At 66.9% G+C, this 25532-nt stretch carries 24 protein-coding genes; 13 read left to right on the forward strand and 11 right to left on the reverse strand.

The annotated features are described in order from the left end of the window. The first annotated feature begins 41 nt into the window (after positions 1–41). The 7 genes from OVA31_RS14075 (at position 42) to OVA31_RS14105 (ending at position 5374) form a co-directional block, all read left to right on the forward strand. The gene (locus tag OVA31_RS14075) at positions 42–719 is read left to right on the forward strand and encodes a DUF4166 domain-containing protein (RefSeq protein WP_267627256.1); all 678 of its coding nucleotides are present in this window, start codon (positions 42–44) and stop codon (positions 717–719) included. Between the two features lie 51 nt (positions 720–770). Continuing rightward, the gene (locus OVA31_RS14080; RefSeq protein WP_164307681.1) at positions 771–1211 is read left to right on the forward strand and encodes an SRPBCC family protein; all 441 of its coding nucleotides are present in this window, start codon (positions 771–773) and stop codon (positions 1209–1211) included. Positions 1212–1351: 140 nt separating this feature from the next. After that, positions 1352–1873, forward strand: a complete 522-nt coding sequence (locus OVA31_RS14085) for a DUF6764 family protein (RefSeq protein ID WP_267627257.1) — start codon at positions 1352–1354, stop codon at positions 1871–1873. A 66-nt stretch (positions 1874–1939) separates the two neighbouring features. Beyond that, complete coding sequence (gene ppk2, locus OVA31_RS14090; protein WP_267627258.1) at positions 1940–2902, forward strand: polyphosphate kinase 2; 963 nt, start codon at positions 1940–1942, stop codon at positions 2900–2902. 42 nt (positions 2903–2944) lie between these two features. Continuing rightward, positions 2945–3772 carry a hypothetical protein gene (locus tag OVA31_RS14095; protein WP_267627259.1) on the forward strand — a complete coding sequence of 276 codons (828 nt, stop codon included), beginning with the start codon at positions 2945–2947 and terminating at the stop codon, positions 3770–3772. Further along, complete coding sequence (locus OVA31_RS14100; RefSeq protein ID WP_267627260.1) at positions 3769–4656, forward strand: alpha/beta fold hydrolase; 888 nt, start codon at positions 3769–3771, stop codon at positions 4654–4656. The genes OVA31_RS14095 and OVA31_RS14100 overlap by 4 nt, the downstream gene beginning before the upstream one ends. 28 nt (positions 4657–4684) lie before the next feature. Continuing rightward, on the forward strand, positions 4685–5374 hold the full coding sequence (locus OVA31_RS14105; RefSeq protein WP_267627261.1) for a rhomboid-like protein: 690 nt from the start codon (positions 4685–4687) through the stop codon (positions 5372–5374). Here the strand turns inward: OVA31_RS14105 and OVA31_RS14110 are convergent. Continuing rightward, positions 5338–7392 carry a prolyl oligopeptidase family serine peptidase gene (locus OVA31_RS14110; RefSeq protein ID WP_267627262.1) on the reverse strand — a complete coding sequence of 685 codons (2055 nt, stop codon included), beginning with the start codon at positions 7390–7392 and terminating at the stop codon, positions 5338–5340. The genes OVA31_RS14105 and OVA31_RS14110 overlap by 37 nt on opposite strands. Positions 7393–7523: 131 nt before the next feature. Here OVA31_RS14110 and OVA31_RS14115 point away from each other — a divergent pair, with 131 nt between their 5' ends. Beyond that, positions 7524–8162 carry a maleylpyruvate isomerase family mycothiol-dependent enzyme gene (locus OVA31_RS14115; protein WP_267627263.1) on the forward strand — a complete coding sequence of 213 codons (639 nt, stop codon included), beginning with the start codon at positions 7524–7526 and terminating at the stop codon, positions 8160–8162. Here the strand turns inward: OVA31_RS14115 and OVA31_RS14120 are convergent. From OVA31_RS14120 to OVA31_RS14130, 3 genes are all read right to left on the reverse strand, one after another. Then, positions 8150–9613: an amidase gene (locus tag OVA31_RS14120; protein WP_267627264.1), complete on the reverse strand. Its 1464-nt coding sequence runs from the start codon at positions 9611–9613 to the stop codon at positions 8150–8152. The two genes, OVA31_RS14115 and OVA31_RS14120, sit on opposite strands and share 13 nt — an antisense overlap. Continuing rightward, positions 9610–10953 carry a cytosine permease gene (locus tag OVA31_RS14125; RefSeq protein WP_267627265.1) on the reverse strand — a complete coding sequence of 448 codons (1344 nt, stop codon included), beginning with the start codon at positions 10951–10953 and terminating at the stop codon, positions 9610–9612. The genes OVA31_RS14120 and OVA31_RS14125 overlap by 4 nt, the downstream gene beginning before the upstream one ends. A gap of 86 nt (positions 10954–11039) precedes the next feature. Next, the gene (locus OVA31_RS14130; RefSeq protein ID WP_267627266.1) at positions 11040–11753 is read right to left on the reverse strand and encodes a GntR family transcriptional regulator; all 714 of its coding nucleotides are present in this window, start codon (positions 11751–11753) and stop codon (positions 11040–11042) included. A 469-nt stretch (positions 11754–12222) separates the two neighbouring features. Here OVA31_RS14130 and OVA31_RS14135 point away from each other — a divergent pair, with 469 nt between their 5' ends. After that, a complete protein-coding gene (locus OVA31_RS14135) occupies positions 12223–13872 on the forward strand; it encodes a serine hydrolase (protein ID WP_267627267.1) in 1650 nt (549 codons plus the stop codon). Between the two features lie 13 nt (positions 13873–13885). On the opposite strand, the gene OVA31_RS14140 is transcribed toward OVA31_RS14135, so the two are convergent. Then, positions 13886–15124 (reverse strand): NADH:flavin oxidoreductase, encoded by a 1239-nt coding sequence (locus tag OVA31_RS14140; protein ID WP_267627268.1) that lies wholly within the window; start codon positions 15122–15124, stop codon positions 13886–13888. After that, positions 15121–15750 carry a TetR/AcrR family transcriptional regulator gene (locus OVA31_RS14145; protein WP_267627269.1) on the reverse strand — a complete coding sequence of 210 codons (630 nt, stop codon included), beginning with the start codon at positions 15748–15750 and terminating at the stop codon, positions 15121–15123. The genes OVA31_RS14140 and OVA31_RS14145 overlap by 4 nt, the downstream gene beginning before the upstream one ends. Positions 15751–15880: 130 nt before the next feature. On the opposite strand from OVA31_RS14145, the gene lpdA reads away from it, so the two are divergent. Continuing rightward, entirely contained in the window at positions 15881–17266 is a 1386-nt protein-coding gene (lpdA, locus tag OVA31_RS14150; RefSeq protein WP_267627270.1) for a dihydrolipoyl dehydrogenase, read from the forward strand. A gap of 56 nt (positions 17267–17322) precedes the next feature. After that, positions 17323–18198 (forward strand): DNA-3-methyladenine glycosylase family protein, encoded by an 876-nt coding sequence (locus OVA31_RS14155; protein WP_267627271.1) that lies wholly within the window; start codon positions 17323–17325, stop codon positions 18196–18198. Between the two features lie 12 nt (positions 18199–18210). Here OVA31_RS14155 and OVA31_RS14160 read toward each other — a convergent pair whose 3' ends face one another. After that, on the reverse strand, positions 18211–18852 hold the full coding sequence (locus OVA31_RS14160) for a class I SAM-dependent methyltransferase (RefSeq protein WP_267627272.1): 642 nt from the start codon (positions 18850–18852) through the stop codon (positions 18211–18213). Positions 18853–18890: 38 nt separating this feature from the next. Continuing rightward, positions 18891–19457 (reverse strand): carboxymuconolactone decarboxylase family protein, encoded by a 567-nt coding sequence (locus OVA31_RS14165; protein WP_267627273.1) that lies wholly within the window; start codon positions 19455–19457, stop codon positions 18891–18893. Between the two features lie 26 nt (positions 19458–19483). Between OVA31_RS14165 and OVA31_RS14170 the strand changes: the two genes are divergently transcribed. Beyond that, positions 19484–19951, forward strand: a complete 468-nt coding sequence (locus OVA31_RS14170; RefSeq protein ID WP_267627274.1) for a MaoC family dehydratase — start codon at positions 19484–19486, stop codon at positions 19949–19951. A gap of 28 nt (positions 19952–19979) precedes the next feature. Here OVA31_RS14170 and OVA31_RS14175 read toward each other — a convergent pair whose 3' ends face one another. The 3 genes from OVA31_RS14175 to ramB form a co-directional block, all read right to left on the reverse strand. Continuing rightward, positions 19980–21383 carry a lipase family protein gene (locus tag OVA31_RS14175; RefSeq protein WP_267627275.1) on the reverse strand — a complete coding sequence of 468 codons (1404 nt, stop codon included), beginning with the start codon at positions 21381–21383 and terminating at the stop codon, positions 19980–19982. Between the two features lie 154 nt (positions 21384–21537). Continuing rightward, on the reverse strand, positions 21538–22974 hold the full coding sequence (locus OVA31_RS14180; RefSeq protein WP_267627276.1) for a lipase family protein: 1437 nt from the start codon (positions 22972–22974) through the stop codon (positions 21538–21540). A 158-nt stretch (positions 22975–23132) separates the two neighbouring features. Further along, a complete protein-coding gene (ramB, locus tag OVA31_RS14185; protein WP_164307662.1) occupies positions 23133–24551 on the reverse strand; it encodes an acetate metabolism transcriptional regulator RamB in 1419 nt (472 codons plus the stop codon). Positions 24552–24650: 99 nt separating this feature from the next. Here ramB and OVA31_RS14190 point away from each other — a divergent pair, with 99 nt between their 5' ends. Beyond that, positions 24651–25415, forward strand: a complete 765-nt coding sequence (locus OVA31_RS14190; RefSeq protein WP_267627277.1) for a hypothetical protein — start codon at positions 24651–24653, stop codon at positions 25413–25415. The last annotated feature ends 117 nt before the right edge of the window (positions 25416–25532 follow it).

The raw sequence follows: 25532 nt of genomic DNA on the forward strand, positions 1-25532 counted from the left end.
CATCACGTCGGCGCCCGAGTGAGATGGGGAGGGTAGACGTCATGACGCCGGTGTACCGGCAGATCCTCGGTTCGGATTTCGACCGTCTCCACCCCAACGTGGCGTGGCGCTACAGCATCGATTCGACGTCGGGTGTCGCCCAGGTGGCCACCGGGATCTACGAGTCCGTCTACATCTCCTCTGCTCTGCCGCCCCCGTTCTGGTGGCACTATGCCAAGCGGAACGCGTTGCCTGCCAAGTCGAGCCGGATGGTCCCGTTCACGCAGGGCCACTATTGCTATGCCGACGAGATCGGCCGCGAGTGTCTCGCCGTCCTGCGCGCCTTCAAGTACACGACCGGGACCCGCAATCTCAATTCCCTGCTGGTGTCCGGTCGTGGCGGGCTCGTGGACTATTTCGGCGACGGACCGGAACTCTTGTATCCGATCGAGCCGTCGGTGACCAGGGCGGGTGAACTCCTGCTCGAGAGCGGACCGATGCGGTGGCTCGGGCGCGGGCCGAAGGTCGGCATGAAGGGATTGTTCTCCGCGCAGCTGAAGTACATCGAGGGCTGGGATGACCAGCGGCAGCGATTCCGGTGCGACGCGACCGTCCGCAATCCGGTCGTCGGGGAGATCCTCCACTTTCGCGGCTGGTTCACCGCCGTCGATCAGGCCTGCACGCTGCGCGACATCCCGGACGAGGCGTGGCCGCTCAACCTCGTCGACCGCGAGGCCTGATCCCGGTGGTTCACCGAGTCGGCACTTGCGCCGCACGGTAGGTTCTCTGCCATGGCTGTCTCCGCGAAGATCGAATTCGAAGTCGCCGCTCCGCCCTCCGTCGTGATGGAGGTGTTGATGGACGTGGAATCCCTCCCGGATTGGTCGGGGCCCCACAAAGAGGCGGAGATCCTCAGCGAGAACGAGGACGGCACTCCCGACAAGGTTCGGGTGGTGGTGACCGCCGCGGGTATCTCCGACGAGCAGACGCTGACCTATACCTGGACCGACAATTCCTGCACCTGGGATCTGATCGAGGCGAACCAGCTGAGCGAACAGCACGGCGTCTACGTCGTGACCCCCGACGGCGACGGTTCCCATGTGGAGTTCACCCTCGACGTCGAGCTGAAGATCAAGCTGCCGGGCATGATCGTCAAGCGAGCACAGAAGATGGCGGTCGACACGGCCCGCAAGGGACTGACGGCCGAGGTCCAACGCCGCGCGGCGGGCTGACCGACGTCATCGCAAAGCGACCCCGGCGTCTGCCGGGGTCGCTTTGCCAACCCGGGCCCCACGTTTCGGCGGTCACTGGGTACGCTTGCTGCAGTGCTGTCGCACTCTGCGATCCGTGGCGAATGAGGAGGCCAATCTCTATGCGTATCAACAAGTTCGGTGCTCGAGCCGCGGCGCTGGTGATCGGTGGTACCTCGTTGGCGTGGATGATCGGTCTGGCGGGCGGTGCCACCGCAGGCGCCGCGACGACATGTGCCGCCTCCGACGGACATCAGATCCAGCGGATCATCGGCAATGGCGGGTGCGGCGCGAAGGCCGGACCGGGCAGCAGCGCCCAGTCCGAGGACACCAGCAATCAGGGCACCGCGATCGCGGTCGCCGACAAGGGCGGAAACGCGAACGCGCGCAACCTGCAACCCGGATCGTCGGCACTCGCGGGCGCCACCACCCGGGGCAACTCCTACTCGGTGACGACCGGACCGAAGGCGTTCTCGCTCGCCCAGGCGCGCCAGGGTGGCACCACCATCGCGATCGGTGGATGGGGCGGACAGGCCATCGCCGGTGCCGCGGGCACGGTGTGCCAGGGCGGATTCGCCACCGCATACGACAGCACCACGGGCAAGGCGTGCCTCCACTCGGGATCGATCGACTTCCGTAACTGAGCCGGATCACGCGCCGGTTCACCTTTTGGCAACGCGCTGTTTCGTCGATGCGCATATCGTTGAACGGTGACCGAGCTACACGATCCTGCCGTGGGGACCTCCATCGAGATCGGCCCTGATTTCAGCGTGCTCAACGGCCGGGAGGCCCTCCAGCAACTCGTCGACCTGCACAACACGACCGCATTTGCCGTCAACGACGACGATGACGACGACCCGGTACTGCTGACTCTGCCCGAACGCAATGTGGTCGACACATGGCGACAGGACTATCCCTACGACGAGCGGATGAGTCGGCGCGAATACGAGGTGACCAAACGTCACCTCCAGATCGAGCTGCTGAAGTTGCAGAAGTGGTCCAAGCAGACCGGCCAACGTCACCTGCTGGTATTCGAGGGACGCGATGCCGCCGGGAAAGGCGGCACCATCAAGCGTTTCAACGAACATCTCAATCCGCGCGGTGCGCGGACGATCGCCCTGGAGAAGCCCAGCGAGCGCGAATCGACCGAGTGGTACTTCCAGCGCTATGTCCAGCACTTGCCTGCCGGCGGGGAGATGGTCTTCTTCGACCGCTCCTGGTACAACCGTGCGGGCGTGGAGAGGGTCATGGGCTTTTGCACGTCCGAGCAGTACGGCCAGTTCGTCGAGCAGGTGCCTGCCTTCGAGAAGATGCTCGTCGACGACGGCATCAACCTGGTGAAGTTCTGGTTCTCGGTGACCCCACTGGAACAGCGCACGCGGTTCGCGATCCGCCAGATCGACCCCGTCCGGCAGTGGAAGCTGTCGCCGATGGATCTCGCGTCGCTGGACAAGTGGGATGCCTACACCGAGGCCAAGGAAGCCATGTTCGCGGCCACCGACACCGAGTACGCGCCGTGGACCGTGGTGAAGAGCAACGACAAGAAGCGCGCCCGTATCAACGCGATGCGCCACGTCCTGAATCTCTTCGACTACAAGGGCAAGAATGCCGATTTCGTCGGTGAACCCGACCCGCTGATCGTCGGACGCGCGCGCGATCTGGTCGGGGAGTAGCCACCCCGCCGCGGCATCGAGGGCCTCGGTAGCCTCGTGGCTGTGCGCACATTCCTCAGCGGGCTCCTGACACTGGTGGCGATGGCGGCGATCGTGTTGGCCTTCCCATCGCTCTGGGTGAAGGAACGTCTGGTCGACCCCGAGGGCTTCGTCACCACGGTGACACCGATGGCCCAGGACGCGAAGGTCCAGGACTATCTGGCGAGCCAGATCTCGTCGTCGGTCACCGAGCAGGTGAACATCCCCGCGGCGTCGGCCGTGGTGGAACCGGCGGCGCGTGCGTACACGCACAGTGACGCGTTCGAGGCCGACTTCGTGGACGTCCTGTCCCAGCAGCACGCCTGGCTGTTCGATCCGCCGCCGGCGACCGGCGACGCCACTGTCATGCAGCTCGACATCACGGACATGGTGAACCGCGTGATCGCGCAGACGAACATCGGTGCCCGTGTGACGGGTCCGATCCTCGTGCCCCTCGACCGTGACGGGTCGGGCCTGGAGGCCGGGCGCTATCACGACGTCGGCCAGCAGATCACCGAGATGGCCTATTGGTCCCTCGTGGTCGCGGTGGCGGCGAGCGTGCTGGCCTTGCTCATCGCGCGGCGTCGCGGAACCGTACTCGCGTGGCTCGGTGTCGGATTGATCGCTTCCGCGGCATTCGCATGGGCCGTCGGTATCTTCTTCGCCGAACGTGCCAAACAGGAGGTCGACGGCACCGAGGACGCCGGCCGCGAGGTGGCCGGGGTGATCATCGACGGTACGGTCGCCGACCTGCATCATCTGGCCCTGATCGTCGGGGCGGTCGGCGCCGGTGTGGTGGTGGTCGGATTCGTCGCACGCCTCGCCTTCGGCCGGTCGCCCGCGCGCAGATGACGGACCCCGGGCCGCGGGCCGAACCCGTCGTCGAGGAGATCCGGCTCCCGGACGGCACCGTGACGCCCCTGCGGGTATTCGTCACCGCGCCCGATCGTCCGACCATCGTGCTGTGGCCCGGACTCGGTGTGCCCGCGGCATATTTCGACCTGTTCGCGGACCGGTGTGGGCACGCGGGGGTGAACGTCGTGGTCGGCGAGTTGCGCGGGCAGGGCCGCTCCAGACCGCGGCCGTCGCGGGTGAGTCGTTTCGGTCAGCAGGCGCTGACCGCCGAGGACATCCCGGCCGCCGTTGCCGTCGCGCGCAAGTATGCTCCGACGGCCCCGCTGTTCGTCGCCGGCCACTCGATGGGCGGGCACATCGCGTCGATGTTCGCTGCTCGCAATGCCATCCGGGGTGATTCGGAGATCGCCGGCCTGATCCTCGTTGCGTCGGGTGTGCCGTACTGGAAGCTATATCGCGGCGGTCAGGGCGTGCTGGCGACGGTCGGGCCGCCCGCGATGCACCGGGTGTCGAAGACGCTCGGATACTGGCCCGGCTCGGTCATCGAGGGGTACGGGCGGCAATCACGGGTCCTGATCCGCGACTGGACGTACCTCAACAGGAACGGGACGTTCGCGCCACGTGACGCCGATGTCGACTACGAGGCCGCGATGCGGCAGCTGCGGCTCCCGGTCTGCGCCATCACGGTCGGCGCGGACACCGACGCCCCGCCACGGGTGATGCGCGCCCTGACCGCCAAGCTGGCCGAGTGCGTCGTCGACACGCATCATGTCGCGGCGCCGCTCGGTCACAATCGGTGGGCGCGGGATGCACGCGTAGCGGCGATCGTCGCGGACTGGGTGGGCGGCGTCGCCGCGGACGTCGGCACAAACTGCACCTGAGCGCGACGCCGCGACGATAATCGACGAGGTGTCCCGCTCACGTGTGATCTGTGTACGACTGTGGCGCATCGTTCGCGGTGCGCCACTCACGTTTGCGTGGTTGGTGGTGCTGCTGATCACCACGATCATCCAGCACTCGATGACCCCGGACGAACTGAACCGGCTCCTCGGCGAACGGTCGACCAACCTGCACCATCTGTCGAGCGATCCGGTCCAGGTCCTGGTCACCAGCCTGTTCTGGATCGACGGGTCGTTCTGGCTCCCGTACCTGATCTTGTTCGGTGTCTTCCACGTGCCTGCCGAGCGGTGGCTGGGATCGCTGCGCTGGCTGGTGGTCGGTCTCAGTGCCCACGTGATCGCCACCTACGTCAGCGAGGGCATCCTCGGTCTGGCGATCAGAAACGGGATGGCCAGCTCGTCACTGGTCGACGTGACCGACGTCGGTGTGAGCTACTTCCTGGCCGCCGTGGTCGGAGTGCTCACCCACCGGATCGCCTACCCGTGGCGCTGGGTCTACCTGGCCGGAATCCTCGCGGTGTACGGCCTGCCCGTGGTGATCGACGTGACGTTCACCGGGATCGGGCATTTCTCGTCGCTGCTGATCGGGCTGGCCTGGTACCCACTGGCGCAGGCGCGCCACGCGCCACCGTGGAATCCTGTGGACACACTGCGCCGGTTCGGTCACTCCCCGGCCAGTGTCCTCCACAGGAATTCGTAGGCCAGCGCGGACTTGAACGCGGCCTGCTTGTTGTCGGCCGCGCCGCCATGGCCACCCTCGATGTTCTCGTAGTAGGCCACATCGTGGCCGAGTTCCTCCAGGCGCGCAACGAGTTTGCGTGCATGGCCGGGATGGACACGGTCGTCGCGGGTGGAGGTGGTCACCAGGATCTGCGGATAGTCGGCGCCCGACCGGAGGTTCTGATACGGCGAGAACGGTTGCATGAACGACCACTGGTCCGGGTCATCCGGATCGCCGTACTCCGCCATCCACGACGCACCTGCCAGGAGCAGGTGATAACGGCGCATGTCGATCAGCGGAACCTGACAGACCAAGGCGCCGAACAGTTCCGGGTACCGTGTCAACATCACGCCCATCAGGAGGCCGCCGTTGGATCCGCCCTGGGCGCCCAACTGGCCGGGTGTGGTGAGTCCCTCGGTGACCAATGCCCTTGCGACAGCGGCGAAGTCCTCGTAGACGAGGTGACGCCCGGCCTTCTGGGCCTGCGTGTGCCACGACGGCCCGTATTCGCCCCCGCCGCGGATGTTCGCGATGACATAGATGCCGCCCCGGGCGATCCAGCTCCGTCCGCTGACGGCCAGATATCCGGGTGTCAGCGAATTCTCGAAGCCTCCGTATCCGTAGAGCAGCGTGGGGCCCGCGGTGACACCGCTGCGTCGCACGACGAAGTAGGGGACCCGGGTGCCGTCGTCGGAGGTAGCGAAGTGCTGCTCGGCGACCACATCGTCGGCATCGAAGAACGACGGCGACTGTTTGATCACCTCGGGACCCGCCCCGGACTCTCCGTAGAGGAGGCTGGGCGGAGTGGTGAACGAGCTTGCCGACCAGAAGATCTCGTCGCTCTCGTCGGCGTCGGTGTCGAGTACGGAGATCGTGGCCAGTGAGGGCAGGCCCGACATCTCGACGGGCGCCCAGGTGCCCAGTTCGCGCACCGAGACCTCGGTGTGGACGTCGTGCAGCGTCACCAGGACGAGGTGCGAGCGCGTGAAGGTGTAGTCGCTGAGACTGGTGTGGGAGTCCGGGGCGAACAGCACCGTCGCGTCCCGGCCGCCGGCGAGATAGTCGTCGTAGTCGAACACCAGCAGCGTCCCGGCCGCGTGGGTGGCACCGCCGACCGCCCAGTCCGACCGCGGCATCACGAACAGCCAGTCGTGTCGCACCCCGGAGTGCGCGTCGGTCGGGACATCGACGAGAATCTGTTCGTCGCCACGGATCTCGTACCGCAGCGCATTGAAGAAGTCGGTGGCACGGCTGGCGAAATGCCGCTCGTACCCGGGCGTGCTGTCGAAGGTGACCCCGACCGAGACATCGTCGAGCTCACCCGCGAACACGGTCACCGCGTCGTCGAGGGCGGTACCCCGTTCCCACCGTTTGACCACCCGCGGGTAGCCCGACGTGGTGAGCGATCCTCGACCATCCGGCTGCTCGCCGAAATCCGTTCCGACATACACGGTGTCACGGTCGATCCAGCCGATGCTGGACTTGTTCTCCGGGAGGACGAAACCGTCGACCACCCACTCGCGTGTCTCGAGGTCGAACTCGCGCACCACGCTCGCGTCCGCGCCACCCCGCGACAACGACACCAGCGCGTGCCGGTACTCGGGCCGGAGCACCGTGGCGCCCGCCCACACCCAGTTCTCGTCCTCGGCCGACGCCAGCGCATCGACGTCGATCAGAACATCCCACTCGGGGGAATCGGTTCGATACGACTCCAGCGTGGTCCGCCGCCAGAGTCCCTTCGGGTTCGCCGCGTCGCGCCAGAAGTTGTACAGGTGGCTGCCGCGACGCCGCACATACGGGATCCGCTCGTCGGTGTCGAGGATCTCCAGGGCCTCGGACTCGAGCACCGAGAACCGCTCGTCCGACGTCAGATCGTCGACGGTGGGTTGATTGTGGGCGCGCACCCAGTCCAGCGCCCGATCTCCGCTGACCTCCTCCAGCCACAGGTAGGGGTCGTCGGTGTGGGTCATGTCGTCGGTTGCGCGCTCAGTGCTCATCGATGTCCTCCGGCTCTGCTGCGGTCACGCCAAGCTCTCGTCCCGCCAACCTAGCGCGGCGATGAGATTCGGCGCCGGTCGAGGTCTGCCCCTGGTGACCGTGTTCACGTGCCGACGAGGGGGAACAATCGATGAGCCACACACCGGACGTATGGCCGATCGTGCACGCCGAGCGGGCCCGGCTCGTGGACGATCTCGACGACCTACCACCCGAGGCCTGGACCACCCCGTCGCTGTGCCCGGGCTGGGACGTCCACGATGTCCTAGCCCACCTGATCGACTCCGCGACGACCACCCGGCTCGGCTTCGTGCGGCGGATGGCCGTCGCGCGATTCGACTTCGACCGGGACAACGAGACGGGTATCCGGAAGAACAAGCGTGCCGATCCCGCCGCGACGGTCGACGCGATGCGCGCGGTGATCTCCCGGACCTCCACACCGCCGGCGTCGTCGGCGACGCGGCTGGTGGAGGCGTTCGTCCACGGCGAGGACATCCGACGACCACTCGGGATCGATCGGCACTATCCGCCGTCGGCGGTGGCCCACGCACTGCGGTACCAGGCGAAGACCTCGGCTGCCCTGGGCGGGGGACGGGAGCGGGCCGATGACCTCCGGCTCGTGGCGACGGATACGGACCTGGAGTACGGCTCCGGCCCGACCGTGAGCGGTACCGCCATCGACCTGCTGCTCGCGGTATCGGGTCGTCCGGTGGCCGTCGGCGCGCTCGCCGGGTCGGGGGCGGCCTTGCTCGGAACCCGTCAGGCGACCTGAATCCGCCCGGCCGGAGCTCTCATCGGGTGGACCCCCACCTGTTCGCAGGCGGCGGCGACCCGCAGTACGGTCGCGTCGTCGAGGTGCCGTCCGATGATCTGCATCCCGATCGGCAGACCGTCCGGGGTGAAACCGACCGGAACGCTGATGGCCGGTTGACCGGTCAGGTTCGCCACGAAGGTGAATCCCTGCCACGCGGTGTCGGCCACGTCGCGTCCGTCGATGACGGACGGGCCCTGGATGCCGACCTCGAACGGCGGCACGCACGCGGTCGGGGTGATGAGGATGTCGTGCTCGCCCATCAGCGCGGCCATACGATTGACGATCGACTTGCGCCACATGGTCGCCGTGGTGAAGTCCTCGGCCGACCATTCTCTGCGCAGCATGGCGACCAGGTGCGCGGACATCTGGTCGCCGATGTCGTCGACGATGCGGCGCATGCCCACCAGATCGGTCTCGGACATGATGAGTGCGGTGAACTCGTCACCCGGCTCGTCCCACCCCGGATCGACGCGGGTCGTGTTCCATGACAACGCCTCCGACAACCGGGCGACCGCATCCCCGACGACCGCCCGGACTGCGGGGTCGACGGCCAGGTAGCCGAGGTTCTCGCTGTAGGCCACCCGCAGGCCGCCGACGACCGTCGGATCACCATGCATGTCGGCGACGATGGTGTCCCAGGAGACGTCGCCGGCCGGGATCGTGTGGCGGTCACGCGGATCGGGTCCGGCCAGCACACTCATCACGGTGCACACGTCGTCGACCGTCCGGCAGATCGGACCGATGTGTTCGATGCTCTCCCACCCGGACACACCGGGATGACCGGGGTCCCGGCAGCCCGGGTACACCGGGACCCGGCCCATCGAGGGCTTGAATCCGACCAGCGACGTGAATGCGGCCGGAATCCGTATCGATCCGCCGCCGTCGCTGCCAAGGGCGAACGGCACCATTCCGGCCGCCACCGCCGCCGCGGAGCCCGCACTCGATCCTCCCGGCGTCAGTCGGGTGTCCCACGGATTCCGGGTGGTCGGGAACAACGGGTTGGTACCCGTTGCGCTGTAACCGAACTCGCTCGCGTTCGTCTTTCCCAGACTGACGGCACCGGCGTCCGTGCACCGCTCGACGACGATGTCGTCCTCGGACGGGACGAAGTCCCGATAGCGCACCGAGCCCGATGTCGTCCGGGTCCCCTTGGTGCAGATCAGATCCTTCACGGCGTACGGCACACCGGCGAGCCGCCCGACCGGCCGACCGTCGGCGACCATGGCGTCGATGCGCGCCGCGCCGACCAGTGCGAGATCCGGGGTGGGGGTGCAGAACGCGTGGAGTTCGTCGTCGAGTTCCGCCCACCGGTCGATCGCCGTGGTGACGAGTGACGTCGCGGTGGTCTCACCACGGCCGACCGACTCCGCCAGCTCCGCCACCGGCGGCCACGACCGCCGCTCGATCATGCGGTCACCGCCGGCGCTGCCGGCGCAGGTGCGGTGTGGGACTCGGCGGTCGTCGACCGCCCGAGCGCCTTCTCGTAGGTCCAGAACACCACAGCGGCGACGACGATGCCGACGAGTGCGTCGACCGATCCGGGAACCAGGTAGTGCGACACCGTCGCGAGGCCCGCCCCGATGACCCACGCGGTGAACGCACTGGCACGAAGACGCGTCGCGGTCGCCACGGACCGCTTGAGCACGAGTTGATCGACGATGAGGATCGCCCCGATGGGCGGCACGAAGATGCCCAGGATGTTCAGCCAGTCGAGGAAGTACGACCACACCCCGGTGAGTGCGATCGCGGCGCCGAGGACGCCGAGAGCGACGGCCACCGGCCGCATCGTGCGCTTCGTGATGCCCGACCACCCGACCGCGCCGTTGTAGAGGCAATGGCTGGCGACGCTGCCGAGATTGGCGAAGACGAAGAACACGGCGACAGCGGTGAGCAGCGCGCTGTGACCGGTCAGCAGACCGAGGAAGCCACCGCCATTGGTGGCGGGATCGGTGGATCCGCCGACGGCGACGACCAGGCCGCCGAGTGCGTAGGCGACGAAGTTCGAGACCGGGAATGCGGTGAACGTCGCTGCGACCGCGGACTTCCCGGACTTCGACCACCGGGTGAAGTCGGCCGTCATGGTGCCGGAATCGGCGAATCCGGCGATGACGATCCCGACAGCTGCGCCGAAGGTCAATGCGGTACCGGAGCCCTCGTAGCCGACGACGTCGCCGACGGCCAGATTGTTTCCCGTTGCGCCGTAGTAGAGCGCGATGCCGCCGAGAATGACGAACAGGGGCGTCGCGATCATGCCCAGCCACGACAGTGCGCGGATCCCGATCGTGGTGAGACCTGTGTAGATCACCGCACCGATGGCGGCCGCGAGCATCGGCGACCACCCGAGGGCATCATGCATCGTGGTGCCGGTGAGACCGATCTGGAACGAGAACCAGCCGATCACCACGGTCGCGAGGAACCCGGTGGCGATCAGCCGACCGGTGGTGCCGAAGGTCGCGAGCGCCTGCAGTGAGAAGCTGCGTCCGGTCTTGCCCGCGATGTAGCTGAGCGCGCCGACATACCCGAACAGGACGAGATTGCCGAGCAGCAACGCGATCATCCCGTTGACGAAGCCGAGGTTGTAGACGATCACCCCGCCGAACACGGCATTGCCGAGATTCATCGGGAAGCCGAACCACACGGCGGCGATCGACGACAGGCTCCGTCGGGCCTCGATGGGAACCGGTTCGTGCTCGTATTCCTCGCCGAGATCGGCGGCGAGATCGTGCTGATGGCCTACGTCATGAGTCATGATGATTCCTTGGCAGAGACCGCATGTCGCTACATGCGGAATTCGGGTGAATCGATGATCGATACGCGACGCTGCGCACCGGATGATCAGCCTGCTGCGGCTGCGCCCTCGGGATGGTCCCCGAAGAGGTGTGAGAGCACGCGATTGCGGTTCACGCGTACGTGTGCGACGGCCAGGTCGGCCGCCCGGTCCCCGTCCCGATCGACGATGGCGGCCAACAGTTCCTCGTGCTCGCGCCAGAGCTGATCGGGACGATCGTTCTGCCGGAAGATCCAGTGCAGCCGGCCTTCCAGGGGTTCGAGAATCGAGGCCAGGAGGTCGTTACGCGCCAATCGGTTGACGGCGTCGTGGAACTCCTCGTTGAATCCATGGAGTGCCGGGCCGTCGGCGGCCTCCAAGGCTTTGCGGGCCTTGTTCCGCAGCGCACCCAGATGTGTTGCGTCCCTCTTGGTGAGTCGCTCCGCGGCGCGGCGAAAAGCCAGTCCTTCCAGTGCCTCCCGAACATCGAAGAGTTCCAGCACATCACGTCGAGAGAGCTTCTTGACGATCACGCCGCGGGTGGCGAGCATCTCGACGAATCCCTCGCTGTCGAGCATCCGTAACGCCTCGCGTACGGGGAGACGGGACACACCGAAGTCGGCGGCGACATCGCGTTCGACGATCCGGTCGCCCGGGCCGTAGGTGCCGTCGATGATCCGCTCCCGCAGTTTGTCTCGGATCGATTCGCGCAGAGGGCGTCCGGCGGTTCCGTCGCCCGGCACCATCTGCAGTTCTCTGCCTGCCCGGTGGTCTGCGGTCATTTCGTGGCGCCTTCCTGGGTGATGGCCCGGACCCGTTTGGGATCCCAAAAGCGAAGCTATGGAGTCGCGGGGGCGTCGTCAATCGCGGCGTACCCACCTCGCGCACGCGGAGGATTTCGCGAAAGTCCCAGGTCAGGGGTAGGTATCGGCACCAGCCTGCCGGATTGGGGCAAAACCGACATGAAACCGTGATCCGGTGCCTCACAGTGTGTTTGGGAGTCGCGGTGATTCCCGGGTGGGCTGTTGGGGATTCCACAACCGTAACGCGACGTTCTCATCAGGGGGCTCGGCGCAACGCCGGCGTAACACTCACACGCCCCCGCGGACTTCGGAGCCCGGATGGTTCGGTCACCCCGACTCCGCGCAACCACGCCCGAGAAGTTCCGATTGCGGATATTCTGTGGTCGATCGAACGGGCGTCGCGCCTGGTCGGGGCCAGTGGGCACCTCGAGGAAGCAGGTATGGACTCATGGGCGTTCGAACCTCATCGCGCGCGCGAACCCGACGGTCGACCGCCGTCGTGGTCGTCGCGGTGGTCGCCGCCACCGCCGTCGCCGCGTGCGATACGTCGTCATCGGAGTCGTCGTCGGTGTCCGGTCCCTCGTCGTCCGCGGCGTCCGCCGCAGAGGAGCCCGGTGATCCGAACACCGCCGTCGCGCAGGGCCTCCCGGATAATGCGGTGGACACCGCCGTCGGAGAGCTCGATGGCCTCGTCGGTTCCCTGATGAGGTCCACCAAGATCCCGGGGATGGCCGTCGCCGTGGTTCACGGCGGAAAGTCGGTGTATGCGAAGGGGTTCGGCGTCTCGGAGGTGGGCACCGACCGAAAAGTCGACGCGGATACGGTGTTCCCGCTGGCATCGATGTCGAAGTCGATTGGCTCCACCGTGATCGCGAAGTTGATCACCGACAAGGTGGTGGGGTGGGACACCCCGGTCGCGCCGAATCTTCCGGGCTTCGCACTCTCCGACCTCTACGTGAGCCAGAACGTCACCATCGGGGACATGTACTCGCATCGTTCCGGGCTGCCCGATCACGCGGGGGACAAACTCGAAGAGCTCGGATACGACCGGGACCAGATCCTCGCCCGGTTGCGCTACATGCCACTGGACCCGTTCCGCGTCACCTACAACTACACCAACTTCGGGGTGACCGCGGCGGCCGAGTCGGCTGCTCGGAAGGCGGGGTCGGACTGGGCGACGCTCTCGGAGCAGGCGCTCTACGGTCCACTCGGCATGACTCACACCAGTTCCCGGTTTCGCGACTTCGAGGCCGAGCCCGACCGGGTGGTCGGCCACGTGCAGGACGGTGGCAACTGGGTCAGGACACCGCAGCAGCGTGATCCCGACGCCCAGTCACCGGCGGGTGGTATCTCGTCGTCGGTGAACGACCTGACGCATTGGATGGCGATGCTGCTCGGCAACGGGATGTACAACGGCAAGCAGATCGTCGGTGAGGATGCGCTGCTGCCGGCAGTGACGCCGGAGATGATCTCGTCGCCCGCCGGTTCACCGGACGCACGGGCCGGTTATTACGGTTACGGATTCAACGTCTCGGTCACCGAAGGGGCCCGCACGCAATACAGCCACTCCGGGGCCTTCTCGATGGGGGCCGGGACGAACTTCCTGGTCATGCCGTCGGCCGACGTCGCGATCGTCGCGCTGTCCAACGCCGCTCCCATCGGGGCTGTGGACGCGCTGACCGGCGAGTTCGCCGACATCGTCGCGTTCGGCGAGGTACGCCACGATTGGCGCACCCTGTACGCCCACGGCTACGCCGAGATGAACAAGCCCTCCGGCACCCTCGTGGGACAGCAGCCGCCTGCGAACCCGGCGCCGGCGCAGCCGCTGTCGACCTATGCAGGCACGTATCAGAACGACGTGTACGGGCCTGCCGTCGTCCGCGAGCAGAACGGCAAGCTCATCCTCGCGCTGGGGCCCGACGGGAAGACGACGCACGAGCTGACGCACTGGGACGGCAATACCTTCACGTTCACGCTGCGCACCGAGAACGCCGAGCCGGGATCGATCTCCAAGGTCACCTTCGACGGCGCGGCCGGCTCACGGATGACCGTGGAGTACTACGACGACGGGACGTCGAACGGCGAGTTCACACGCTGAACCGACGCCGGCGTCACCGTGCGGCGGCCTCGACGGCGAGCGGATCGGGGACCTCGCCCGTCCGGATAGGGCAGCGGGTGTGGCTGTAGATGGTCGGCATGCACAGATTGCAGTGCACGCAGCGCGACGTCGTGCTCGGGTCGGCCTGGATGCGCAGCGGCAGGTCCGGTTCGCGCAGCAGGGCACGGCCCATCGCCACGAAGTCGAAGCCTTCCGCGAGCGCCAGTTCCATCGAGGGTCGATCGGTGATGCCGCCCAACAGGATCAGGGGCATGCGCACCGCAGCGCGGAGCTGTCGTGCGAGGGGCAGCAGATAGGCGTCGTGATACTCGTAGTGCTTGAGGAAGATCGGGCCCATCGCCTTCAGCCCGGCGCGCATCGCGCCGCGGAACACGTCGGCGAACTCGTCGCGGGGCGGGTCGCCGTGGAAGAGATACATCGGGTTGAGCAGTGAGCTGCCTGCGGTGGGCTCGATCGCATCGAGGTGGCCGTCGGACTCGAGGAGTTGCGCCACGGCACACGCCTCGTCGATGTTGAAACCGCTGAATCGACTGCGGTGGCCGGTGCCGGGCGTGCCGACGCCGTCGTACATGTTGAGCTTGGCCCAGACCGCGGCCTCGTCGCCCACCTCGTCGCGTACCGCCTCGACGACCTCGCGGGCGAACCGGGCACGGTTGACCAGGGAGCCGCCGTAGCCGTCGTGGCGGTGATTGAGCAGCGGGGACAGGAAGCTACTGACCAGATAGTTGTGGCCGCAGTGGATCTCGAGGCCGTCGAACCCCGAGTCGACCGCGATGCGGGCCGCTCGACGAAAGGTCGCCAGCATTGCGGTGATCCCGTCGGCGTCGAGCTTCTGGGTGACGGACATGCCCATCGGTGCCGGGATGCGGGAGGGGCCGAGCGCTTTCTTGCGATTGGACACCGAGTTCGCCACCGGACCCGCGTGTCCGAGCTGTGCGGCGGCCAGGGCGCCTTCGGAGTGGATGGCGTCGGTGAGCCGTCGGAGACCTGGCATCGCCTCGTCTCGCAGCCAGATCTGGTGTCGGTCGGTACGGCCTTCGGGGGCCACGGCGCAGTAGGCCACCGTGCTCATCGCGACGCCGCCCGCGGCGACCTCGCGGTGGAACTCGACGAGGTCGTCGGTCACCAGGGCGTCGGGGGTGGCGCCCTCGAAGGTCGCGCACTTGATCAGGCGATTGCGCAGCGTCAGCGGTCCGAGACGTGCCGGGGTGAAGGGATCGGGCGCGGTCATGAGTTCTCCTGGGGCTGGGCTGCGGGTGGGGTTGCACGTGGGGATGTGCGGGTGGGCACGGCGAGTCCGGCGACGACGAAGTCCGCGAGTGCCGCGGTGGCGGCAGGTGACAGTGGTTGCTCACCGCCGAACTGGGTGAGCACGAGCTGGAACGCGAGACCCCACCGGCGGCACGCGTCGTCGTCGGAGATGCCGTCGATCAGCCGGACGAGTACCCCGGACCAGCGGTCGAGCTGAAACCAGGGACGGGTCCAGGTGGCCTGCGGATGCGTGAGGACGAAACGCGCCAGCAGCCGTAGATGGAGGCGGCCGACCGGGTCGTCCTGGATGTCGACAAAGGGCGCCAGGATCAGGTCGACGAGTGAGGTGAGGTCGGAGGTTGCGGGGTCGAACCGGTCGAGAGGGTCGGCCCAGCGTGGGGCCAGTCGGTCTTCGAGGAGTTCGACGGCAAGTCGATCCTTGGAACCGAAGTGGTAGTGGACAGCTGCCGGGTTCGCGTCGGCCGCTGCGCAGATGGCACGCACCGATACCTGTTCGTACCCGTCGGTGAGGAACAGCGACTCGGCCGCGGTGAGGAGTGCCGTCCGGGTCGGTTCGCCGCGATGAGTGGCTGTCGGCGCGGGCATGCTGTCGATGGAAGCACAACTCAATCAGCGATTCAATCATTGATTGAAATACTCCCGGAGGGCGGGAAAGTTACCGCCCGGTACGGGGACGCCCTGCGGCCGCGACATGGTGCGACGTAGGCTGGCAGACGTGTCTGAACACTTTCAAACAGTTGTCCTGGGTGCAGGTCCAGGTGGGTACGTGGCCGCGATCCGGTCTGCCCAGCTGGGCATGAAAACCGCCGTCATCGAAGAGAAGTACTGGGGCGGCGTCTGCCTCAACGTCGGATGCATCCCGTCCAAGGCGCTTCTGCGGAACGCCGAGCTCGCCCACATCTTCAACCATCAGGCGAAGACCTTCGGCATGACCGGCGACGTCTCGTTCGATTTCGGCGCGGCCTTCGACCGGAGCCGCAAGGTGTCGGACGGCATCGTCAAGGGCGTCCACTTCCTGATGAAGAAGAACAAGATCACCGAGATCGACGGATACGGGAAGTTCAAGGACGCCAAGACCATCGTCGTGGGCGATCGCGAGATCACCTTCGACAACGTCATCATCAACACCGGCTCCACTGTGAAGCTGCTGCCCGGTGTCGAGCTCTCGGACAACGTGGTCACCTATGAGACCCAGATCCTCACCCGTGAGCTGCCGAAGTCGATCGTGATCGTCGGCGCAGGCGCCATCGGTATGGAGTTCGGCTACGTGCTCGCCAACTACGGTGTCGACGTCACCATCGTCGAGTTCCTCGACCGCGTGCTGCCGAACGAGGACGTCGACGCGTCCAAGGCCATCGCCAAGGAATACAAGAAGCTCGGGGTCAAGGTCCTGACCTCCACCAAGGTGCAGACCGTCAAGGACAACGGCGACAGCGTCACCGTGAGTTACCGGGACGCCAAGGACAACGACGGTGAGATCACCGTCGACAAGGTCCTGATGTCCGTTGGCTTCGCCCCGCGCGTCGAGGGCTTCGGCCTCGAGAACACCGGTGTCGAGCTGACCGACCGCGGTGCCATCGCCATCGACGACTTCATGCGGACCAACGTCGACAACATCTACGCCATCGGCGACGTCACCGCGAAGCTGATGCTCGCGCACGTCGCCGAAGCGCAGGGCGTGGTGGCCGCCGAGGTGATGGCCGGTGCGGAGACGATGACGCTCGGCGACTACCGCTTCATGCCGCGCGCCACGTTCTGCCAGCCGCAGGTCGCCTCGTTCGGGCTCACCGAGGCGCAAGCGAAGGACGAGGGCTACAACGTCAAGGCCACCACGTTCCCGTTCAGTGCCAACGGCAAGGCCCAGGGTCTCGGCGAGACCGCCGGCTTCGCGAAGCTGCTCACCAACGCCGACACCGACGAGCTGCTCGGTGGTCACCTGGTGGGCGACAACGTCTCCGAGATGCTTCCCGAGATGACGCTGGCCCACAAATGGGATCTGACCGCCAAGGAACTCGCGCGCAACGTGCACACCCACCCGACGTTGTCGGAGGCGATGCAGGAGACCTTCCACGGCGCGATCGGCCACATGATCAACCTGTGACCGTCGATGCGTAGCAATGGTCCGCGCCGGCCGCGGGCTATTGCTACGGAATCGCCATGACTGCGCAGCGGTCGTGGGTGCCGCCGTGGCCGTTGGACATCAGCGCGACGGTCGGACATCTCCGTCGCGGCAGCGGCGACCCCGCCTTTGTCTATGGCCGTGACGGCTCGGTCTGGCGAGCGGTCCACACTCCGGACGGTCCGGGCACTCTGACAGTCGACTTCGACGGCACCACGGTCATCGGTCGCGCGTGGGGGGCGGGTGCCGCGTGGCTCCTCGACCAGATGCCGGATTTCCTCGGCGCGCAGGATGATCCGAGTGCGCTCGAGCCGTGCGACCCCGTCGTCGAACGTCTGGTTCGGCAATCTGAGGGTCTGCGGATCGGGCGCACCGACCGGGTGTGGGAGGCGCTGGTGCCGGCCATCCTCGAGCAGAAGGTCGTCGGTACCGAGGCGTGGCGGGCGTGGCGATACCTGTTGCGGCGCTACGGAGAGCGGGCTCCGGGCCCGGTACCGGACACCATGCGGGTTCCGCCGCCGCAGCCGACGTGGGCGCGGATTCCCAGTTGGGAATGGCATCGCAGCGGTATCGAGCCGGTGCGGATGCGCACCATCCGCGGCGCGACCTCGATGGACGTGGAACGCCATCCCGATCACCTTCGACTACTCCGTGGCGTAGGCCGGTGGACCGAGGCGGAGACACGCGCGCGCGCAGTCGGCGACGCCGACGTGGTCAACGTGGGCGATTACCACATCCCGTCGCTGGTGGGGCAGGCCCTGATCGGCGAACCCGTCGACGACGACGGCATGCTCGAACTGCTCGAACCCTATGCGGGGCAACGCCAGCGGATCATCCGGATGATCGAACTCCACGGCCCGCGGCCGCAGCGGCGCGGGCCGCGTATGTCGGTGCGGGACTATCGGGACTTCTGAACAGCGACGAGGTCAGCCCGCCTTGGTGGCGAGGACGTATTGCCCCTGGCCCGTGATGGTCTGCTCGACGTGCTCGGCGCCGGCCGCGTGCAGCCGCTCGACGATCTCGTGTCTGCCGAAGATCCGATAGCCCGACATCCCCGCGATCTCGCGGACACCCGGCACGGAGGTGAGATCGGTGCGTACGGACGTGAAGATCACCACCTCGCCTCCAGGGCGCGTGACCCGGAGCAACTCGTCGACGACGGGCAGCGGATCAGGGATGAGATAGAGCGCCGCCAGGCACGTGACGGTGTCGAAGGTGTTGTCCGCAAACGGGATCGAGTGCGCATCGGCCCGGACATAGCTCGTGCGCTCGATGGTGTTGGTCCGGATCGCCTTGGCGAGCATCGACGGAGAGAAGTCGATGCCGACGCATCGGCCGTCGCCGCTCAGGCCCTCGGCGAATCGGCGCGTGTAATTGCCGGGGCCGCAGGCGACGTCGAGCATCAGCCGATCGCCGGGCCGCGACAGGTAAGCGGACAGAGCCGCGTCGAAATCGGCGGTACCGGATCCGCCGAGGCTGAACAACCGGGTGAACACAGGTCGCCAGAGTTGTTCGTACACATGGGAGAACACCGTGTTGCGCATCAACTGCTGCGCGATCGAATCCATGTCGCCCCCCGGAATGGTGTGGATCGCAATGGTGTGGATCAGACCCGGGTGTCCCGCTGGACCCGCAGGGTGCCGATGGTGGTCGCGAGCATGTCGTATTGCCCGACCAGCAGGACGAACGCGATCAGCTTGCCGTCATCGAGATGGCGGCGGAGAGCCGCCCACGTATTGTCGCTGATGTCCTTGGCCGTGACGAGTTCATCGGTGGCCTGCAGCAGCGCCCGCTCGCGGTCGCCCCAGCCGGCATCCGGGCCTTCCAGCACTCGATCGAAGGTCTCGCCCCTGATGCCCGCCCGAGCACCAAGCCGTCGATGGTGATCGAGCTCGTAGTCGCAGTCGCGCAGGTGCGCGACCCGGATGATGATCATCTCGGATTCCTTGCGCGACAAGGCTCCGAACGGCATCAGCCGCCCGCCGAAATGCAGCCAGGCGCGGAACAGCCCCTTCGCCCGGCCCAGCGTGGAGAAGATGCGTGCGTTGTCGACACCGATCACCCGGGCCGCGCCGCGGGCGAACACCCAGTTGATCGGGCCGAGTTCACGGAGGCCGCCGGGGGCGACACGGGGCGTACCGGTGTCGTCGGGCGCGACGTGGGGAGTGCTCATGACGCCCACGGTAGACTACCGAAACTATGACGAGCACCACACATCGAACGTTCACCAGTGTCGAGGAAATGAAGGCCGCGATCGGCGAGGATCTGGGTTCCGGCGAATGGTTGGAGATCACTCAGGAGCGCGTCGACGCCTTCGCGGAGGCGACCGGCGACCATCAGTGGATCCACGTGGATCCCGAACGTGCGAAGGACGGCCCGTTCGGTGCGACGATCGCGCACGGCTACCTGACGCTGTCCCTGCTCCCGGTGCTGGCCGGCGGCATCTTCACCGTCGAGGGCCCGAAACTGGTCATCAACTACGGCGCGAACAAGGTCCGTTTTCCCAACCCGGTGAAGGTCGGTTCTCGAATCCGTTCGAATGCCGTGATCACCTCGATCGACGAGACACCGGCGGGCGTCAACATGGTCGTCAAGAACACGATCGAGATCGAGGGCGTCGAGAAGCCGGCATGCGTCGCGGAGAACGTCCGCGTCCTCGTCTACTGAGCTGCAGCTGACGCCGGCTGTGACCGGGTCATCGGCGCGGACACCGGCTGACCGGCCGATGACCGGACAGCCGGTCATCGAGCCAGTTCATCGCGTCACGGAACCCGACGAACACCGTCGTCATGTGCTCCCCGGGATACTCGCGGTAGCTCGCGTTGGCGCCCAGCCGGCATTGTTCGGCGAACAGCGCGCGCGCCTGGCTCGCGGGAATCCACCATTCCTGTGCACCGTGGTAGATGTAGATCGGCATCGCGGCCTTGTCGCCGCTCATCGCGGTGATGTCGAAGATGCGCTCGGCGACCGGTGAGCGGAACGGGTCCGGATCGGTGGAGAGGATCTGGGTCGGCGCGAAGGTGAAGCCGAAGTAGCCCATCGTCCCGGTGCACAGATTCTTCAGCATGTCGTTTGTGGCCAGCCGCCGGGCCAGGTTGTTCGCCATCGGCAGGAGTTCGGGACGCTCGCGGGCGATCCCCAGGACCGCCGCATGGAAGACGCCGGACGCGAGGTTCGCGTTCATCGATCCGGCCAGCGTTCGGTAGTCGGCGGGCACCCCACCGATCGCGGCGCCGACAAACCGGTTCGCCAGTTCGGGCGCGTACGTCGACACCAGCTTCGCCGTCGCATTCGTGGCGATGGCCCCGCCCGAGTAGCCGAGCATCGCGATGGGGCCTGCGCCGAAGTTCTTCCGATCGAAGGACGCGGCAGCGCGGACCGAGTCGAGGACGACGTGTGCCGCGACGTACGGTTCCGCGTACGCCATCCTGGCCCCCGTGTGATCGGGCACGATCACGGCATAGCCCCTGGCGAGTGACTCCTGGGTGGTCTCCGGGCGCAGGTCGGTGTTGTTGGTGTCGCCACTCTTGCCGTGCGCGAAGGTGTAGCCCGTCGTGCATCGCGTGCCCAGTGCGACGATCGGTGGGTTGTTCACCACCACCGGACGGGCACCGGGCCCCTGCCACGGTGCGGGTGGCACAAAAAGGGTGGCAGTGGCGAACAACGGCCGGTTCTGGGCGTCGACGGTCCGGAACTTGATCTGCCGCGCATAACCGACGCGGACCTCGAGGAGCGGCGCCGCGACCTTCGCGACCGAACGACTGCGGAGGATGTCACCGGGCCGGTGATGTGCGAGATCGCCCGGCCAGACGTCGAAGAAGTCGTCACCGGTCGGCGACGGCATGATCGCCTCCCGCAGCTCTTGGAACTCCCTGGTGGCGCCGGGTGTCTGCGCGCGCAAAGGGATGCGCGACAGGTTCGGGAGCGTCGGCGCGGGGACGCTGTCCTCGATGTCGCGCGGGATCTGGGCCGGCAGCGGCGACATGTTCGGCGGATCGGCTGTCGCGGTGGCCGCCGTCGCGCACATGACCGTGATTGTCGCCATCGCACCCGTCAGTGCCCGTCGCAGGACTCGACCCCACCCGTTCATCGCCGGCATCTCTCACTCCTTGTACTGCTGCGGGCGATTCGGGATCGGCCGACGGTGGTCACCACCGCCGCACCCTGACTCGCGTACTCATCTCCGATGATCCTAGGGGCTGGGGTGCGTGGCCGCGCGCGGAATCCGAATGCGGTTGGTTACCCGCCGGAGGTCACCGGGGAGTGCGTGCCCCGCGACATTCGTCACCGGCAGGGATTCCGCGTAGTCGGCGATCGAGCCACTGCGCGGCGGCCGGGAATCCCAGCACGGCGGCGCTGACATGCTCGCCGAATATCTCGCGGTACGTGGCCCGTGCGCCCAGCAGGCACTGCTCCCGATACAGGTTCCGGGCGCCTGCCGCGGGAATCCACCACTCCTGGGTTCCGTGGTAGATATACAGGGGGACAGCCGATTTGAGGTCGGCCATCTTGGTCACCCGGTAGATGTGCTCGGCGACCGGTGAGTGGAACGGGTCCGGGTTGTTCGACAGGAGCTGCATCGGCCAGAAGGTCTGGCCCGCGAGAGCGGCGGGGACGGTGCACACGTTCTTCAGCGGCGAAGTGGCCAGCCACTGCGCGAAATCATTTGCCATCGGCAGGATCTCGGTCCGCTCGCGTGCGATGCCAAAGGTGGCGGCATGGAAGAGGCCGGTAGCGAGATTCGCGTTCATGCTGCCGACGAGCATGCGGAAATCGGCGGGTACCCCACCGAGCGCGGCACCTACGACGCGGCCGATCAGTTCCGGGGCGTATCCGGCGAGCAGCTTCGTCGCACCGTTGGTGGCGATCGCCCCACCGGAGTAACCGGTCATGGCGACCCGCGATACCCCGAAGGAACGGCGGTCGAGGTTGCCCGCGGCTCGGATGGCGTCGAGCACCACATGGCCCGCGACGACGGGTTCCGCATATGCCATCCGTGGGCCCTGGTGGTCGGGGATGAGCACGGCGTATCCGTGGGAGAGAGCCAGCTGGGTGGTCGGGGGGATGAGATCGGTGACATTGGTGGCTATCGAAAAGCCATGTGCCAAAGTGTATCCCGGGTCGCATGCGGTGCCGAGCGAATCGATGGGGAGATTGTTGACGAGAATCGGGTGCGATGCGGTTGGGCGCGACGTCCGCGGTGCAAGGATCGTCGCGGTGCCGAACGATGGGGCACCGGTGGCGTCGGTGCTGCGGAACTTGATCAACCGCGCGAACCGGATGGGGGCTGTCACGACCGGCGCGGCGGTCGCCGTCACGTCGCGGGTGGCGATGATCTGTCCCGGTGCCAGCGCCGCGAGATTCGTCGGCCAGCGATCGAACATCGGGTCACCGGTAGGCGACGGCAGGGCGGCCTCGCGCAATTCCAGTGTGCGATGGTCGAACCCCTTGGCCTGAGCGCGCAGTGGAATCCTGCCGAGTCGCGGGAACGGTGGGGGCGGCAGCGCACCGTTGATGGCGTGCGGCACCTGCGACGGGACCGGGAGCATGTTCGGTGGTTCGGCCGCAGCCGGTGCGGCGTAGGTCACCGAGGTGATCACGGTGATGGCGGTGAGGACGGCGACCGCCCCGAGGGTGGCGACGCCACCCCGGAATCGAAGGGCCGCAAGGTATGAGCGTTTCCGCTTCATGGCGTACTCCCTCTCGGGTGTGAGGGGAATCCCCGTTGACCTCCTCACTGGCCGAAGCGTACGACCGCGTCCAAGTCGATTGACTGGGACACACGACCTACATACGTAACCGTGATTGAATTGTGATCGGGATCACATCAATTGGGCTGGTTTGATGGTCAATTCGTCATATAGGGGGACACCGTGCTGCGGTGCTCGTCGATGTGCAGCGTTGCGCCGAGCGCCGGGAACGCGCGCTGCGCACAGTTCTGGCGTTCGCACACCCGACAGCCCGCGCCGATCGGTGTGATCTGCGCCTGCGGGCCTATCTCGAGCCCGTCGGAGTAGATGACCCGGCCCGCGTGGCGGAGTTCGCACCCGAGTCCGATGGCGAATGTCTTGCCGGGTTGTCCATATCGGGCGGCGCGACGCTCGACGGTCCGGGCGACCCAGAGATAGTCACGGCCGTCGGGCATCTCGGCGATCTGGGTGAGGATCTTGCCCGGCGATCCAAAGGTCTCGTAGACATTCCACAGGGGACAGGTGCCCCCGCTGGAGGAGAAGTGGAACCCGGTGGCGGACTGCCGTTTCGACATGTTCCCCGCTCGGTCGACGCGGACGAACGACCAGGGGATGCCCCGCAGATTGGGCCGCTGGAGCGTCGAGAGCCGGTGGCAGATCGTCTCGTAGGACACCGAGTAGAACGCCGACAGTCTCTCGATGTCGTATCGGAAATCCTCGGCCGCGCCGTGGAACTGGCTGTACGGGAGGACCGCCGCTGCGGCGAAGTAATTGGCCAGCCCCAGCAGTGCCAGTGACCGGGCCTCGTCGCTGGTGAAGTTGCCGTCGTCGACCAGCCGGTCGAGCAGATCCCCGTATTCGAGGTAGCCCAGCTCGGCGGCGAGTTTCATCGTGCGTTGTCCCGCCGAGAGTGCGGCGGAGAACTCCAGACGGCGTGTCTCCGGGTCGAATCGGTGCAGGGTGTAGTCGCCGAGATCGACTCTACGGATGATGCTGACGCCGTGCACGTTCTCGAGCCGGTTGGCGATCTCCCGGCGGATGTCGGCCGAGTGCATCCGCATTCGCACCGTCATCTCCTCGGCGGCCACGTCGAGCTCGTGAATGTAGTTGCGGCGCTGATAGAAGTAGTCGCGCACTTCTTCGTGGGGAGCCGTGATGGAGCCGCGCATGCTCCGGTCTCCTCGTTCGTCGGTGGCAGCGGCCAGTTGGTCGGTGGCGATGCGGTAGCGCTGATGGAGATTCACCATCGCCTGCGCGATCTCGGGGTGGGTGGCGACCAGGGAGCTGATGGTGTGCGCCTCGGTCGCCGCAGGCGCGGCCTCGACGTCGTCGTCGAGTAGGACCTCGCGCAGCTCGGCGACCAGTCGGACGCTGTCCTGAGAGTCAAAGAACTCCTCGTCGATACCGAACACCTCGGTGATCTTCGACAGCACCGGCACGGTGAGCGGGCGGGCGTCGTGTTCGATCTGGTTGAGGTACGAGGGCGAGATGGCCAGTGACTGCGCGAGCGCGACCTGGGACAGTCCACGCTCCGACCGGAGCTGGCGCAGCCGTGAGCCGACGTAGGTCTTGGTCATGACAACCTCCTGCCGGGGCCGAGCGGGTGTATGGGTGCGGGTCGTCGGGACGTGATCCCGTCACTCTGCTCGCCTGCATGTTCAGGGTACGGTGACCGCGTGCATGTCCTGGTCCGGCGCCGATGGTCGGCTGCGGCGATCATCGCGGCGGCCGCGGTGATGGCCGTGGTCGCCGGGTGTGGTTCCGATCCGGTGACCGGTCCGGCACCCTCGGCGGTCCCGGCCGACCTGCTCATGTCGCCCGGTGAGCTACCCGCGGGCTTCACGCCTGCGCAGTTGTCGGTGGCCGACCTGGTGGCGGGCAATCGGGGACCGATCGAGTCGGCGCGATCGGCGGTCGTCACCCCGCCGGAATGCCGTCCGACCGCGGATGCGGATCTGAATCCGCAACTGACCGCAGCGAACTCGGCAGTGCTGGCGGCACGCAGTGACGGGGGCTCGTTGGTCGAACTCGTCTCGACCGCCCGTCGCGACATCGACGCCGACATCCGTTCGACGACCGGGCGATGCGCGATCACCACCACGGTGATCGGCAGCGGGAACCTGCGTGGGGCGCGGATCGTCACCCGGTACACCGCGGTGCCGACGCCGGATTCGGGCGAGCGCGGGTCGTCGGTGCAAGAGTCGACAGCGATGCGGTCGATGGTCACCACAACGCTGACCGACGGTGCGGTGAGTACCCAGATCGGCTTCGCCGGGTACGCGATCGTCACCCGCCCCGGCGCAGCGGCGGTGACCGTCCAGCTCACGGTGGGCGGCGAGGCGACCCCGGCCACGAAGCCGGCGACCGGGGCGACCCAGCCCATGACCGATGCGGAGTTCGCAGCGGCATTCGGCGATGCCATCTCGGCCGCCACCCGCTGACCGGACCCCGCCGAAGGTGTGAACACCCTCACAGATCGGCTTCGTGCCGGATGCCTCGCCGGTCGGCAGACGACGACCTGGGCCCGCCGGCCGACGCCCGTCCCCGCGGCCAAAAAC

Origin of the sequence: Gordonia sp. SL306 (genome assembly GCF_026625785.1) — a bacterium.
Taxonomy (GTDB): domain Bacteria; phylum Actinomycetota; class Actinomycetes; order Mycobacteriales; family Mycobacteriaceae; genus Gordonia.